Source organism: Dietzia aurantiaca (assembly GCF_021033825.1).
GTDB lineage: Bacteria > Actinomycetota > Actinomycetes > Mycobacteriales > Mycobacteriaceae > Dietzia > Dietzia aurantiaca.
Genome location: NZ_JAIFXZ010000006.1, coordinates 145,097 through 158,827 on the forward strand (window position 1 = coordinate 145,097; position 13,731 = coordinate 158,827).

The 13,731-nt window shown below is 72.2% G+C and carries 14 protein-coding genes; 12 read left to right on the forward strand and 2 right to left on the reverse strand.

What is annotated here, in order from left to right; all coding sequences use genetic code 11:
- Nucleotides 1-11: 11 nt before the first annotated feature.
- Nucleotides 12-1,358 (reverse strand): amidase, encoded by a 1,347-nt coding sequence (locus K3888_RS08925; protein ID WP_230929905.1) that lies wholly within the window; start codon nt 1,356-1,358, stop codon nt 12-14.
- 183 nt (nt 1,359-1,541) lie between these two features.
- Between K3888_RS08925 and ftsH the strand changes: the two genes are divergently transcribed.
- The 12 genes from ftsH to K3888_RS08985 all read left to right on the forward strand — a co-directional run bounded on the left by ftsH (nt 1,542) and on the right by K3888_RS08985 (nt 12,757).
- Complete coding sequence (gene ftsH / locus K3888_RS08930; RefSeq protein WP_230929906.1) at nt 1,542-4,136, forward strand: ATP-dependent zinc metalloprotease FtsH; 2,595 nt, start codon at nt 1,542-1,544, stop codon at nt 4,134-4,136.
- 36 nt (nt 4,137-4,172) lie between these two features.
- A complete protein-coding gene (gene folE, locus K3888_RS08935) occupies nt 4,173-4,796 on the forward strand; it encodes a GTP cyclohydrolase I FolE (protein WP_372459552.1) in 624 nt (207 codons plus the stop codon).
- Nucleotides 4,793-5,659 (forward strand): dihydropteroate synthase, encoded by an 867-nt coding sequence (gene folP, locus K3888_RS08940; protein WP_230929907.1) that lies wholly within the window; start codon nt 4,793-4,795, stop codon nt 5,657-5,659. Before folE ends, folP begins: the two co-directional genes overlap by 4 nt.
- Nucleotides 5,659-6,054, forward strand: a complete 396-nt coding sequence (gene folB / locus K3888_RS08945) for a dihydroneopterin aldolase (protein WP_230929908.1) — start codon at nt 5,659-5,661, stop codon at nt 6,052-6,054. Before folP ends, folB begins: the two co-directional genes overlap by 1 nt.
- Complete coding sequence (gene folK / locus K3888_RS08950; protein ID WP_230929909.1) at nt 6,051-6,575, forward strand: 2-amino-4-hydroxy-6-hydroxymethyldihydropteridine diphosphokinase; 525 nt, start codon at nt 6,051-6,053, stop codon at nt 6,573-6,575. Before folB ends, folK begins: the two co-directional genes overlap by 4 nt.
- Nucleotide 6,576: 1 nt before the next feature.
- Nucleotides 6,577-7,053: a DUF3180 domain-containing protein gene (locus K3888_RS08955; protein WP_230929910.1), complete on the forward strand. Its 477-nt coding sequence runs from the start codon at nt 6,577-6,579 to the stop codon at nt 7,051-7,053.
- A 167-nt stretch (nt 7,054-7,220) separates the two neighbouring features.
- Nucleotides 7,221-8,438: a DUF6779 domain-containing protein gene (locus K3888_RS08960; protein ID WP_230929911.1), complete on the forward strand. Its 1,218-nt coding sequence runs from the start codon at nt 7,221-7,223 to the stop codon at nt 8,436-8,438.
- Between the two features lie 263 nt (nt 8,439-8,701).
- Nucleotides 8,702-9,655, forward strand: a complete 954-nt coding sequence (locus K3888_RS08965; protein ID WP_230929950.1) for a Rossmann-like and DUF2520 domain-containing protein — start codon at nt 8,702-8,704, stop codon at nt 9,653-9,655.
- Nucleotides 9,652-10,662 carry a pantoate--beta-alanine ligase gene (panC, locus tag K3888_RS08970; protein ID WP_230929912.1) on the forward strand — a complete coding sequence of 337 codons (1,011 nt, stop codon included), beginning with the start codon at nt 9,652-9,654 and terminating at the stop codon, nt 10,660-10,662. Before K3888_RS08965 ends, panC begins: the two co-directional genes overlap by 4 nt.
- Nucleotides 10,663-10,665: 3 nt before the next feature.
- The gene (gene panD / locus K3888_RS08975) at nt 10,666-11,091 is read left to right on the forward strand and encodes an aspartate 1-decarboxylase (RefSeq protein ID WP_230929913.1); all 426 of its coding nucleotides are present in this window, start codon (nt 10,666-10,668) and stop codon (nt 11,089-11,091) included.
- A gap of 15 nt (nt 11,092-11,106) precedes the next feature.
- A complete protein-coding gene (locus K3888_RS08980; RefSeq protein WP_230929914.1) occupies nt 11,107-11,877 on the forward strand; it encodes a type III pantothenate kinase in 771 nt (256 codons plus the stop codon).
- A 103-nt stretch (nt 11,878-11,980) separates the two neighbouring features.
- Entirely contained in the window at nt 11,981-12,757 is a 777-nt protein-coding gene (locus K3888_RS08985; RefSeq protein ID WP_230929915.1) for a TMEM175 family protein, read from the forward strand.
- Here the strand turns inward: K3888_RS08985 and ygiD are convergent.
- Entirely contained in the window at nt 12,739-13,530 is a 792-nt protein-coding gene (gene ygiD, locus K3888_RS08990) for a 4,5-DOPA-extradiol-dioxygenase (protein WP_230929916.1), read from the reverse strand. The two genes, K3888_RS08985 and ygiD, sit on opposite strands and share 19 nt — an antisense overlap.
- Nucleotides 13,531-13,731 lie beyond the last annotated feature (201 nt).

Sequence of the window (13,731 nt, forward strand, 5' to 3'; positions counted from 1 at the left end):
CCCGTGTGGTGCTAGCGGGTGTCGGCTCTGTCGTCGTCGCTCCGCTCGATCACGGCGGCCAACGCCAACAGCGTCGCCTCCGACCCGGGGCGGCCCATCAACTGCACGGACGTGGGCAGGCGCCGCCCGAGCGGGGTGTGGGTGACACCGCACGGCACGGTCGCGGCGGGCCAGCCGAGCACGTTGGCCAGCGGCGTGAACGGCGAGAACTGCATCGACGCCCACATCGAGCGCCCCCACGACCGGCGATGCCAGTCGGTGGCCTCGGGCGGGACGTTCGCGAGCGCCGGGGTGAGCCACACGTCGACGCCGGCCGTCTCCATCTCGGCGATGATGTCGGCGCGAAGTACCTCGGCCGCGCGGTTCCAGCGGGTGCCACCGTCCCCGGCCCCGCCCCGCCGGAACACCGTGCGGCCGAGCAGCGCGTGGTGGCGGGTGCGGCGCTCCATCGCGGACAGCGGCAGGTTCTCCTCCTCGGCGGCGCGGGCCACCGCGGAGGTCCACCGCGCGAGGTAGAGGAACGGGTCGCGCGGGGCGGGGAGGGGGGTGTCGACGACGACGAGGCCGTCCCCACGCAAGCGGTCGGCGGCCTCCCGGGCCGCGCGTTTCCACGGCTCGTGGACGCGGACCAGTTCGCGGCCGAGGCGGATCGGGCTGTCGGTGGACACGCCGATCCGGGTCCCGTCGGGTACCGCGCCGACGTCTGCCAGCTCGGGCCGGGAGGCCATCAGCGACAGCGCGAGCGCGACATCCGCGACGGTCCTGGCCAGGGGGCCCGACTCGGCGAGGTACCCCCAGTTGTCCCGCCCGAGCCGGGTGGGCACGACGCCGCGCCCGGGCTTGATCGTGGCGAGCCCGCAGGCCGCGGCGGGGATCCGCAGGGAACCCATGCCGTCGTCACCCACCGCGAGCGGCACCATCCCGGAGGCGACCGCGGCGGCCGATCCGCCCGAGGAGCCGCCGGGGGTCAGGGACACGTCCAGCGGGTTGCGGGTGATGCCGTGCGCGTCCGAGTCGGTCATCCCCCACGTGCACAGTTGTGGGGCCGCGGTGATCCCCACGGGGACGGCGCCGGCGGCCACGAGCGGCGCGACGACCGGGTTGTCGAGCGTGACGGTGCTCTTGATGGCCAGCGGGACCCCGGCCAGGGGCAGGCCCGCGCGCTCTTCCCCGGTCCTGGCGTCGACGGCGGCGCCGGCCGATCGGCCGTCCGCGCGCAGCAGGGTGGTGAAGGCGTGCAGGGCCGGGTCGAGATCGTCGATCCGGTCGAACGCGGCGTCGAGGACGTCCAGGGCGCCGCGCGAGCCCGTGCGCACGGCCTCGGCGGTCTCGATGGCGGAGAGGGGAGCGGTGGTCACAGCCCTGATCGTACGACGGCGAGGTGGGCGGCCGTCCGGGCTCGCCCGTCACCGCTGTCCGCCCTGGGCGATCACCCCGGTCGGCTGTCGGTGTTCGCGGGTAGCCTGGGGCGATACCGACTACGTCGGTCGCATCATCGGGTCCGCCGTCCGGCCGGGCCGTTCTTCCCACATGAGGGCCGAATGGATCGAAAGAGCAATACCGTCTTCCGCAACGTGGCGATCGCCGGCGTCATCATCCTGTTGATCGTCGGGTTCTCGTTCTTCGCCAACGACGAACGCGGTTACACCGAGGTCGACACCTCGGTGGCGCTGGCGCAGGTGGATGCGGACAACGTCAAGGAAGCCCTGATCGAGGACCGCGAGCAGCAGCTGCGCCTCGAGCTCTCCTCGCCGATCACCCCGGCCGAGGGTGAGGACGAGACGGACAAGATCCTCGCCAAGTACCCGGAGCGGGCGGCCGATCAGATCTTCGACCGGGTGGCTGCGGCCGGCCCGGAGACGTACAACACGACGGTCACGCAGCAGAGCTTCCTCATGCAGATGGCCTCGTTCCTGCTGCCGATGCTCATCCTGTTCGGCCTGCTCTTCTACTTCATGACCCGCATGCAGGGCGGCAAGGGCGGCCTGTTCGGGGTGGGCAAGTCGCGCGCGGTGGAGTTCAACAAGGACATGCCCCAGACCACGTTCGCCGACGTGGCGGGCGAGGACGAGGCGGTCGAGGAACTCAACGAGATCAAGGACTTCCTCGCCAACCCGGCCCGCTACGAGCGGCTGGGCGCCAAGATCCCGCGTGGCGTGCTGCTCTACGGCCCGCCGGGCACCGGTAAGACGCTGCTGGCCCGCGCCGTCGCCGGTGAGGCCGGGGTGCCGTTCTACTCGATCTCCGGGTCGGACTTCGTCGAGATGTTCGTCGGTGTGGGCGCCTCGCGCGTCCGCGACCTGTTCGAGAAGGCCAAGCAGAACTCGCCGTGCATCGTGTTCGTGGACGAGATCGACGCCGTGGGCCGTCACCGTGGCTCCGGCATGGGCGGCGGTCACGACGAGCGTGAGCAGACCCTCAACCAGCTCCTGGTGGAGATGGACGGCTTCGACGACCGCTCGACGGTCATCCTCATCGCCGCCACCAACCGCCCGGACGTGCTCGATCCCGCGCTGCTGCGGCCGGGCCGTTTCGACCGCCAGGTCCCGGTCACCAACCCGGACCTGCGCGGCCGTGAGTCGATCCTCGCCGTGCACTCGGTCGGCAAGCCGCTGGCCCCGGACGTGGACATGGAGGCGCTCGCACGCCGGACGATCGGCATGTCGGGTGCGGACCTGGCCAACGTGCTCAACGAGGGCGCGTTGCTCGCGGCCCGCATGGGGCATGACGAGATCTCGATCGACGTCCTCGAGGAGGCCACCGACCGCGTGGTGGGCGGTCCGCGCCGCAAGCACCGCGTGATCAGTGAGCACGAGAAGAAGGTCACCGCCTATCACGAGTCCGGGCACGCCCTGGCCGCGTGGGCGATGGAGGACCTGGAGCCCGTCCACAAGGTCACCATCCTGGCCCGCGGGCGCACCGGCGGTCACGCACTCGTGGTCCCGGAGGACGACAAGAGCTTGATGACCCGGGCGGACATGATCGCGCGCATCGTCATGGCGATGGGCGGGCGTGCGGCCGAGGAGTACATCTTCGGCGAGCCCACCTCCGGCGCCAGCTCGGATATCGAGCAGGCCACCCGGATCGCCCGGACGATGGTCGCCGAGCTGGGCATGAGCGCCAAGCTCGGTGCGGTCAAGTACGGCGGCGAGGGCGGGGACCCGTTCCTCGGCCGCGGTGGCGGCTCGAGCGTGGAGTACTCACCCGAGATCGCCAAGGTCATCGACGACGAGGTGCGTCGGATCATCGACGCCGCCCACACCGAGGCGTGGCAGGTCCTGGAGGCCAACCGCGAGATCCTCGACGCGGTGGCGGGCGAACTCCTGGAGAAGGAGACGCTGCGTCAGGACGACCTGGTGCGGCTGTTCGCCGATGTCGTCAAGCGGCCGCGAATCACCGAGTTCGACGACTTCGGTGGGCGCATCCCCTCCACCCACCCGCCCATCAAGACCCCGGGCGAGCTGGCCAAGGAGCGCGGCGAGCCGTGGCCCCCGCCGATCACCGATCCCTTCGCGATGCCCGTGCTGCCGCCCTCGCGTGCAGGCCAGAACGAGGCGGGCCCGGAGAACGGGCGTGAGACGGTCAACGGCACCGGCCCAGGCCGGCCTGACACGGACCGGCCCGACACGGACCGGCCTGGCTCAGGCCAGCCCGGCGCGAACGGGCCCGGCTCGGCGCAGCCCGGGCCCGACCGGCCCGGCCCGTGGCAGGCGCCGGGCGGCGGTCCTCGCGAGTTCGCCGGCTCCAAGCAGCCGACCACCGCGATCCCGGCCTACGGCACGCCGCCGCCCCCCGGTTGGTCGGCGCCCGGCTGGCCCCCGAGTTCGTCGGGCCGGTACGGCGAGCAGGGCCCGAGCGGTGCGGAGACCACCCGTCTCCCGGCGATGCCCCGTGACGAGACCCCGGCCGCCCCGCCGGCTCCCCGTCCCGCCGAGCCGGCTTCCGCTCCCGAGTCCGCGTACCCGGTTCCCGAGCGTGATCGGGAACGCCCGGCCCCGGAGCAGACCCGGGCGCCGGTCCAGGAGCCGTTCCCGGATACTGATTCGGGCCGCGGCACCGAGCCCACCAATCGTGGCTCACACCGCCGCGAGGACAAGGATCCCGGGTGGCGTGCGCCGTGGGAACGTGACGACTGACCTCCGAGAGGTCGGATTCGTGCGAGAAGAGGATTGATGACGAGCACTGACCAGATGCCTTCCGTCGAACTGCGGTCGGTCACCACGGGTCGCGGGTTCGACGCCGAGCGCGCCGAAGCCGCTGTCCGTGAGTTGCTGATCGCGGTGGGGGAGGACCCGGACCGCGAGGGGCTGCGCGACACCCCGGCCCGGGTCGCGCGCGCCTACCGTGAGGTCTTCTCCGGGATGTTCACCGACCCGGCGGATGTGCTGGCCAAGACCTTCGACGAGGACCACCGTGAACTGGTGCTCGTGCGGGACATCCCCATCTATTCGACGTGCGAGCACCACCTGGTGCCGTTCCACGGGGTGGCCCACATCGGCTACATCCCCGGCAAGTCCGGCGCGGTCACGGGCCTGAGCAAGCTGGCCCGCCTGGCGGACCTGTACGCCAAGCGCCCCCAGGTCCAGGAGCGGCTGACCAGCCAGGTCGCCGACGCGCTGGTCGACCGGCTCGACCCGGCGGGCGTGCTCGTGGTGATCGAGTGCGAGCACCTGTGCATGTCCATGCGGGGTATCCGGAAGCCGGGTTCGGTCACCACCACCTCGGCGGTCCGGGGCATCATGCGGACCAACGCCTCGACCAGGGCGGAGGCTATGGGCCTCCTGCGCGGGACATGAGCTCGGCGCCTGCGCTTCCTCGCCCCGGCCGCTGTGCGGTCATGGGCGTCCTCAACGTCACCGCGGACTCGTTCTCCGACGGTGGACGTCACCTCGCGTACGCCGATGCCGTGGCGCATGCCCGCCGGATGGTCGCCGACGGTGCCGACCTCATCGACGTCGGTGGCGAATCCACCCGCCCGGGCTCCATTCGCGTCGACGAGGCCGACGAACAGCAGCGCGTGCTCCCGCTGGTCCGCGAGCTCCGGTCCGAGGGGGTCGCCGTCTCGGTCGACACGATGCGCGCCCGGGTCGCCCGGAGCGCACTGGCCGACGGCGCGACGATCATCAACGACGTCTCCGGCGGCCTCGCCGACCCGGACATGCTGCGCGTCGTGGCCGATCACGGGGCGCCCGTGATCCTCATGCACTGGGTCTCACCCGACGACTACCGGGCCGGGGCCGGCGGCCGGGTCGACTACGGCGGCGACGTCGTGGGCTCGGTCCGTGACCACCTGGCCCGACGGGCTGACGCCGCGCTCGCCGCAGGGATCGACGACTCCGACATCGTGCTGGACCCGGGTCTGGGGTTCGCCAAGAACTCCGACGACAACTGGGCGCTGCTGCACGGCCTGGACCAGCTGATCGACCTGGGCTTCCCGGTCCTGGTGGCGGCCTCACGGAAGCGGTTCATCGGATCGTTGCTGCACGGAGGGGACGGCGTGCCGCGAGAGGTCTCCGGCCGCGACGCGGCAACCGCGGCGATCACGGCGATCTCCGCCGCGACCGGCGCGTGGGGGGTGCGCGTGCACGACGTCGCACCCAGTGCGGATGCCGTGCGAGTCGCGTCCGCGTGGACAGCAGGAAAGGCGGGAACCAGCTGATGGCCGACCGGATCGAACTGAAGGGGCTCAGGGTCCGCGGCAACCACGGGGTCTTCGAGCACGAGAAGCGGGACGGCCAGGACTTCCTGGTGGACCTGGTGCTGTGGACCGACTTCACCGCGGCCGCCGCCTCCGACGACCTCGCCGACACCGTCGACTACGGTGCTCTGGCGCAGTTCGCGCACGACGTCGTGTCCGGCCCGGCCCGCGACCTCATCGAGACGGTGGCCTCACGCATCGCCGACGGGATCATGGATATGGCCCCGGCGGCCCACGCCGTGGAGGTCACCCTCCACAAGCCGCAGGCGCCGATCCCCGCCGAGTTCGCCGACGTGGCTGTGGTCGCCCGGCGTTCCCGCAAGGACGGCCGCGCCCGGGTGGCGGTCCCGCGATGAGCTGCCGCGCGGTGCTGTCGATCGGCGGCAACCAGGGCGACGCCCTGGCCCTGCTCAGATCGGTGGCCGAGGCGGCCGCCGCCGACGGGATCCTGCGCGCGGCGTCGTCGGTCTACGCCACCCCGCCGTGGGGCGGCGTCGAGCAGGACGACTTCCTCAACGCGGTCCTCATCGTGGAGCACGCCGGCTCGCCCGCCGATGTCCTCGAGTGGGGCTTCGAGCGCGAGCGTGCCGCCGGCCGCACCCGGGACGTGCGCTGGGGCCCGCGTACCCTGGACGTCGACGTGATCGCGGCGAACGTGGACGGCAGCCCCGTGGCCTCGGACGATCCGACCCTCACGCTCCCGCATCCCCGCGCCGTCGACCGGGCGTTCGTCCTGGTCCCGTGGCTGGAGGTGGAGCCCGGGTCGACACTCGCCGGATCCCCGCTCCGGGACCTGCTCGGCGCCCTCGACCCCGCGGACGTCAGCGCGGTCCGCCGCCTGGAGGACTCGCTGTCCCCGAACGGGTGGTCGGGCTGAGATGACCAGGATCTCGACGCTCACGCTCGCGTTGGTCGCACTCGTGGCCGCCGTCGCCGCGTATGTGCTCACCGGGACGTTCCTCGGTTCGTTCCCCCCGATCGGTTTCGGCTGGGTGACGTTGATCGTGGTCGCGGCGGTCGACATCCTGCTGGCCCTGCGGATCCGGGGAGCGATCTCGGACAATTCGGTCGGCCAGGACCGCAGCCAGATGCACCCGCTGACCATCGCGCGCAGCGCGGCGCTCGGCCAGGCCTCCGCGGTCCTCGGCGCGGCAGCGGCCGGTGTGGGGGCCGGCCTGACCCTGTTCTTCCTGCTCCGGCTCGGGGATCTCGCCGTTGCGGGCGAGGAGTGGCCGGCGGCCGTGGCGGTCCTGGTCTCCGGGGCCGTCCTGGTCGGGGCGGGCCTGTTCCTGGAGGCCTCGTGCCAGACCCCGCCTGACGACGACGACAACGCCGGCCTCGCCCAACCGACCTGACTCCTCCGGCCAGCCTCGCCCAGCCGACCCGATTCCTCCCGCGGATCTCGCCGCGGTGGCTCCCGGGCCCCCGCTATACCCGATTGCCCAGCCCGCCGGGGGAGAGTTCGGACCAACACACCTCGGTTACCTGTGTGACCAATGATCCTGGGGCTATCATGCGGGACATGAGTTCCGACGGCTCGACTGACAAGCCCAGGCCGGCTCGCCCCGGCCGCGGCGACGACCGCGGTCTGGCCAGCATCGCTCTGGGCGTGCTGCTGATCCTCGCGGTGGTGGCCACCGTGGTGATGGTGTTCACCGACAACCCGGTCTGGATGCGTGTCGGCACGCTGGCCGCGCTGTGGGCCGCCTTCATCGGCGCGTTCCTCGTCGCCCGGTACCGCCGTCAGGCGGCTGCCGAGGCCGCCCGCGTCCGCGACCTCCACACCGTCTACGAGCTCCAGCTCGAGCGTGAGATCTCGGCCCGCCGCGAGCACGAGCTGGTCGTGGAGAAGGAGTTGCGCGACTCGGTCCGCACCGAGACCTCCGAATCCGTCCTGGGCCTTCGTCAGGAGATCGCTGCGCTACGCGAGCAGCTCAGCGCGATGGGAGTGTCCCTGCCCGAGGACCGGTTCGCGGTCGGTGGCCACGCCCCCGCCGGCCAGCTCGGTGCCGGCTCGCTGCCGTCGGTGCCGTCCGAGCGGGTCGAGCCCCGTCGCCGTGCGGCCGAGTCGGGCGGCCAGCCGTGGAGTTCGACGTCGCGTCCGTATTCCGCGGCGGCGGGCAGGTCGTCGTCTTCCTCGTCGTCTACTTCGGCTCCGGTCAGCGGCTTCGGTGCCCCGGCGGCACCGACCTCACCGGGTTCGTCGCCGAGCTCCTCGCCGAGCACGTCGGATGCCGCGGCCGAGTCGTCCGGCGTGCCGGCGGCGGGCGTGGGCCCGGACGCCACCCCGAGCACCGAGCGCACCGAGAAGTTCTCCCCTGTCCAGGGGCGCCGCGCCAGCTCCGAGGCTCCGGAGTCCTCGCCGCGTCGGCCGGCGGTCCGGCCCGTGAGCGAGACGTCGCGGTCGTCGTGGCGTTCGGCGGAGACCGTGGCCCCGAGCCGCGAGTCGACTCCCGCGCCGCGGACGCAGACCCCGCCCGCCGCGCCGGCCACCCCGCCTGCGACTCCGACTGCAACTCCGTCGGCCCCGACTCCGGAGCGTGCCGAGTCGGCTCCGGCCCCGGAGGGCACTAGGACCACGCCGTCGCAGGACGAGCAGACCACGCCCCCGAGCCGCCACGGTTCCGGCTCCGGGCTATCGGTCGCCGAGCTCATGGCGAGGCTGGGCGGGGGAGACTCCGCACAGGGTGAGGACGACGCGTCGGCCGGTGGGCGCCGCCGTCGTCGCGCTGAGGACTGATCCTCGGCTAACCCCCGGTCGAGCCTCGGCCGATTCCCGGCCGCGATGCGGAAACCCGGCGAGGCCATGCGCCGCCAGCGTGAAGCCCCGGCGGCACCAGCCCGGCGGCATCGACCCGACGGCGCCAGCCCGACAACGGTGTGTGTGAGGTGCGCCACTGAATGGTGTCCTGTGCCCCGTGCGCGACTACTCTCGCCAGCGAGATGTCCGGGACCCGCCGCTGCGTGGGCCTGGAACGGATCGAGCAATGGAGCACTAGAGCGATGTCCGACTTCGGCGTCACCGGAACACCCCCTGCCCGCCTATCCATCGGCCTCATCTCCGCAGGTCGCGTGGGCACTGCCGTCGGCGCCGCCCTCGAGCGTCGCGGCCATGTCGTCTCCACCGTCGTCGCACGGTCGGAGCGTTCGCGGGAACTCGCGGCCCGCCGCCTCCCCGAGGCCGTCGTCGCCGACCCCGCGACCGTCGCCGAGCACGGCGAACTCCTCATCCTCGCGGTCCCCGACTCCGCGCTGCCCGGTGTGGTGGCCGAACTCGCCGAGGCCGGCGCGTTCCGCCCGGGTCACATCGTCGTGCACGTCACCGGAGCGGTGGGCGCCGACGTCCTGCGCCCGGCCGCAGAGGCGGGCGCCGTGGTGGTGGCCGCGCACCCGGCCATGACCTTCACCGGCGGCGAGGCCGACGTCGACCGCATGGAGGGCTGCTCATGGGCCCTGACCTCCCCGGACGAGGTCGGACTGGTCGTGGGCCAGATGCTGGTCATGGAGACGGGCGGCCTTCCGGTCACCGTCGCCGAATCGAACCGGGCGCTCTACCACGCGGCGCTCGCGCACGGCGCCAATCACCTGGTCAGCCTCGTGGGCGACGCAGCCGAGGCGCTCGCCGCATCGTTCTCCGTCCTGCCGGGCGGCGGGGTGGAGGGTGATCCCGACGGAATGCTCGGCCAGGATTCCCAGGCGCTGGCCCGCCGCACCCTCGAGCCGCTGCTGCGCGCCGCACTCGACAACGTGCTGGCCTCCGGCGACGCGGCCCTGACCGGCCCCGTGATGCGCGGTGACGCCGTGACCGTCTCCCGGCACCTCGACGCGCTCGAGGACGTGGACTCCGGCATCGCCGCCGGCTACCGCGCCCTCGCCCTGCGCACCGCCGACCGGTGTGGCGCGGGCCGCGACGTCACCGACCTTCTCGCCCCCGATCTGACGGAGCAGTTCCGATGACCACCACCTTCCCGGTCCGCACCGCGGTCCCCGGACGCGCGAACACCGGCTACAGCCGGGGCGAGCTGACGATCCACCACGAGCCGGATTCGATCCACGCGGTCACCGAGTCCCTGCGCAAGGTCGGCAAGCAGATCACGTTCGTGCCCACGATGGGGGCGCTCCACGAGGGGCACCTCGCGCTGGTGGAGGCCGCCCGCCGTACGCCCGGTTCGGTCGTGGTGGTGTCGATCTTCGTCAACCCGCTCCAGTTCGGGCCCGGCGAGGACCTCGACGCCTACCCGCGCACCCTCGACGAGGACGTCGCCCGCCTGGCCGAGGCCGGGGTCGAGCTGGTCTTCGCGCCCAGCGCCGCCGCCATGTACCCGGAGGGGCCGCGCACCACCGTGCAGCCCGGCGCGACGGGCGACATCCTCGACGGCGCCGCCCGCCCCGGCCACTTCGCGGGCATGCTCACCGTGGTGGCGAAACTGCTGCACATCGTCGCCCCGCATCAGGCGTTCTTCGGGGAGAAGGACTACCAGCAGCTGGTGCTGATCCGGCAGATGGTGACGGACCTGAACATGGACGTCCGTGTGGTGGGCGTGCCCACCGTCCGGGAGCCCGACGGGCTGGCCATGAGTTCGCGCAACCGCTACCTGTCGGACGACGAGCGCGAGCTGGCCACCACGATCAACGCCGCGCTCGTCGCGGGCACGTTCGCCGCCAAGGGCGGGCGCCGAGCGGTCGTCGACGCCGCCGCGGCGGTCCTGGCCGAGCGTCCACAGATCTCGATCGACTACCTCGAGCTCCGCGCCGGCGATCTCGGCGATCCGCCCGAGGAGGGCCCCGGCCGGCTCCTCGTGGCCGCCCGCATCGGATCCACCCGCCTCATCGACAACGTCGGGGTGGCCATCGGCACGGGCTTCCTCGCCGCCGCCGAGGCCACCGTCGCCGCCCAGCAGGCCGACATGGCCCACGACCTCGCCGCGGACATCGATCCCGCCGTGAACTCCCAGGAAGGCTGACCCATGCAGCGCACCATGCTCCACTCCAAGATCCACCGGGCCACGGTGACCCAGGCGGATCTGCACTACGTCGGTTCCTGCACCATCGACGCCGACCTCATGGACGCCGCCGACCTGCTCGAGGGTCAGCAGATCGACATCGTCGACATCGACAACGGCGCGCGCCTGACCACCTACGCCATCACCGGCGAGCGAGGCTCCGGCGTGATCAGCATCAACGGCGCCGCCGCCCACCTGGTGCACCCGGGCGACCTGGTGATCATCATCGCCTACGCGCAGATGGACGATGCCGAGGCGCGGGCGTACAAGCCCCGCGTCGTGTTTGTCGACGACGACAACCGCATGCTCACCGAGGGCACCGACCCGGCGGATGTTCCCGAGGGCTCGGGCCTGAAGAACCCGCGCGTGCCGGAGCCCGCCGCCGTCTAGGCGCGGGACGAATCCATGCTTCTCACCGTCGACGTCGGCAACACGCACATCCGGCTCGGGGTCTTCCCCGTCGACGGCGGCCCGCTCGAGCGCACCTGGAGTATGCGGACCTCGCCGTCGGTGACCTCCGACGAGCTCGCCCTGACGATCCGTGGGCTGCTGGGGGAGTGCGCGCAGCAGCTCAGCGGCATCGCCGCGATGTCCGTGGTGCCGTCGGTGACCGGGGAGCTGCGCCGGATGGCCGCCGACTACTGGCCGGGCCTGCGGTCCGTCGTGGTGGCGCCCGGAGTGAAGACCGGGGTGCCGCTACTCGTCGACAATCCGCGTGAGGTGGGTTCGGACCGGGTCGTCAACGCGTTGGCCGCCCACACCCTGTTCGAGGGGCCCGTCGTCGTCGTCGACGTCGACACGGCGACCACCGTCGACGCCATCTCCGCGCGCGGCGAGTTGCTCGGCGGGGCGATCGCGCCCGGTATCGACATCTCCGTGGACGCACTGGCCGAGCGCGCGGCGGCCCTGCGCAAGATCGAGGTCGTGCGGCCGCGCGGCGCGTTGGGCAAGAACACCGTGGCGGCGCTACAGGCCGGCATCGTGATCGGGTTCGCCGGACAGATCGACGCCCTGGTCGACCGGCTCCGCGCCGACGTCGCCGAGCTCTCCGACGCGTCCGTGGTGCTCACGGGTATGCGTGCCGACGTGGTGTCCGAGGAGTCCCGGACCGTCACCGACGTCGAACCGGAACTCGCGCTCGAGGGGCTGCGGTTGGTGTACGAGCGCAACTGCTGACCTGCGGGCTGTCCGGCACCGGTGTGGCCGGGGCGCGGGCGGGTTCCCGGGCGGGCGGGGCAAACCGGTCCGTCGGGCGGTGGCCGTCGGGCATGCTTGGGGGATGAGCGGTGCGGACGCCGGACGGTCGGGCGGGCCTGACCGTGGTGAGAGCGACGACGACGCGTACGACGACGACTCGACCAGCGACGTGCTCCGCCGTGACTCGTCCGAGTTCGATCGCGGGCTGTCCTTCTTCGACGCGATCTACGGCTTCGCCGTCACGTTGCTGATCGCGAACGTGGACCTGCCGGAGCCGCAGGAGTGGCGGGACCTGTCGTCGCTGGCGGAGTCAGGGCTGGGGCAGCAGCTGTTCGGTGTGGTGCTGAGCTTCGTGGTGATCTGCGTGCTCTGGCGCGTCAACGTGCGGCTCATCAAGCACATGCGGGGGCTCGACGGCCCGATGATGGTCGCTAATCTCGTGGCGACCGGCCTGGTGATCCTCGTGCCGTTCACGACCGATGCCCTCAGTAATCCCGCGACGGCGGACCTGGCGTTGCCGACGGTGCTGTACGCGGTGAACATCGCGGGGGTGTCGCTGGCGCAGTCGGCCGTCTACCAGCTGGGTCGGCGGGGTGGTCTGGAGCGGAGCCCGACGTCGGCCCGGCAGAACAGGGCCGCCCTGGGCGATGCCCTGGTGACCCCGGCGGTGTTCCTGGTCTCGGTGCCGATCGCGTTGACGCTCGGGGCGTTCGCGGCGCAGCTGACCTGGCTGTCGCTGGTGGTGCTGCTGCCGGTGGCCGGCCACCTGTCCTCCCGGGCGGCCGCCCGCGCCCGCGTGGCCGGGCCGGGGGCGGGTCGGGTGGAACCGGACGCCGGGGGTCAGGCAGCCGAGCGGTAGCTGGTCATGGAGACCGAGCCCCAGGCGTAGCCCTTGCTGAAGGCCTCGAGCTTCTCGCCGGAGCCCGCCGCCATGCCGGCGGTGTAGAGCAGCGGCAGGTAGTGGTCGGCGGTGGGGATCGACATGCCGGCGTCGGGGTGCTCGGTCAGGGCGAGGGCGTCCTCGGGACGCTCGATGAGCACGTTCTGGACGTGGTCGTCGAAGCGGTGGGCCCAGTCGGCGCCGGTGTCGCCGCGCGAGGGGTCGACGGCCCGCAGGTTGTGCACGACGTTGCCGCTGGCCAGGACGAGCACGCCCGAGTCGCGCAGTGCGGAGAGCTTGGTGCCCAGGTCGAAGTGGTAGCTCGCCGGCTTGGACGCGTCGACGGACAGCTGGGCCACGGGCACGTCGGCGTCGGGGAAGACGTGGGCGAGAACGGACCAGGTGCCGTGGTCCAGCCCCCACGAGTCGCGGTCGGCCCCCACCCAGGTCGGCTTGACGACCTCGGCTACTTCGGCCGCCAACTCGGGCGCGCCGGCGGCGGGGTACTCGAACTCGTTGAGTTCCCGGGGGAAGCCGTAGAAGTCGTGGATCGTGCGCGGTGAGGACATGGCGGTCACGGCGGTGGCGTTGATGTACCAGTGCGCGGACACAGCCAGGACGGCGCGGGGGCGCTCGGGCAGGGAGTCGCCGAGGGCAACCCACTCGCGGGTCCAGGCGTTGTCCTCGAGTGCGTTGAGGGGAACGCCGTGTCCGATGAAGGCTGCGGGCTGGCGGGCGTACGAGGCGGTCATCACTTCTCCTTGGATTGCTATGTATATGATGCATCAACCAAGTGTGAAGTGCCAGCTCCCGGTCGAGGGTCTTGAAGTAGATAGACCGGTCTGTCTATTATTGCGGTCATGAACGCGCGACGAATGCCCTCGACCGGTCCGGCGGCATCGACGCGCGCGCAGCTTCGGTGTCCCGGCCCGGCAACGCCCCGATCGACCACC

Excerpts from the sequence above, each read along its gene's own strand:
- panD (WP_230929913.1), top strand. The coding sequence starts at position 10,666 with ATGCAGCGCACCATGCTCCACTCCAAGATCCACCGGGCCACGGTGACC.
- folP (WP_230929907.1), top strand. The coding sequence starts at position 4,793 with ATGAGCTCGGCGCCTGCGCTTCCTCGCCCCGGCCGCTGTGCGGTCATG.
- K3888_RS08955 (WP_230929910.1), top strand. The coding sequence starts at position 6,577 with ATGACCAGGATCTCGACGCTCACGCTCGCGTTGGTCGCACTCGTGGCC.
- K3888_RS08980 (WP_230929914.1), top strand. The coding sequence starts at position 11,107 with ATGCTTCTCACCGTCGACGTCGGCAACACGCACATCCGGCTCGGGGTC.
- folK (WP_230929909.1), top strand. The coding sequence starts at position 6,051 with ATGAGCTGCCGCGCGGTGCTGTCGATCGGCGGCAACCAGGGCGACGCC.
- ygiD (WP_230929916.1), bottom strand. The coding sequence starts at position 13,530 with ATGACCGCCTCGTACGCCCGCCAGCCCGCAGCCTTCATCGGACACGGC.
- folB (WP_230929908.1), top strand. The coding sequence starts at position 5,659 with ATGGCCGACCGGATCGAACTGAAGGGGCTCAGGGTCCGCGGCAACCAC.
- panC (WP_230929912.1), top strand. The coding sequence starts at position 9,652 with ATGACCACCACCTTCCCGGTCCGCACCGCGGTCCCCGGACGCGCGAAC.
- K3888_RS08965 (WP_230929950.1), top strand. The coding sequence starts at position 8,702 with ATGTCCGACTTCGGCGTCACCGGAACACCCCCTGCCCGCCTATCCATC.
- K3888_RS08960 (WP_230929911.1), top strand. The coding sequence starts at position 7,221 with ATGAGTTCCGACGGCTCGACTGACAAGCCCAGGCCGGCTCGCCCCGGC.
- folE (WP_372459552.1), top strand. The coding sequence starts at position 4,173 with ATGACGAGCACTGACCAGATGCCTTCCGTCGAACTGCGGTCGGTCACC.
- K3888_RS08985 (WP_230929915.1), top strand. The coding sequence starts at position 11,981 with ATGAGCGGTGCGGACGCCGGACGGTCGGGCGGGCCTGACCGTGGTGAG.
- ftsH (WP_230929906.1), top strand. The coding sequence starts at position 1,542 with ATGGATCGAAAGAGCAATACCGTCTTCCGCAACGTGGCGATCGCCGGC.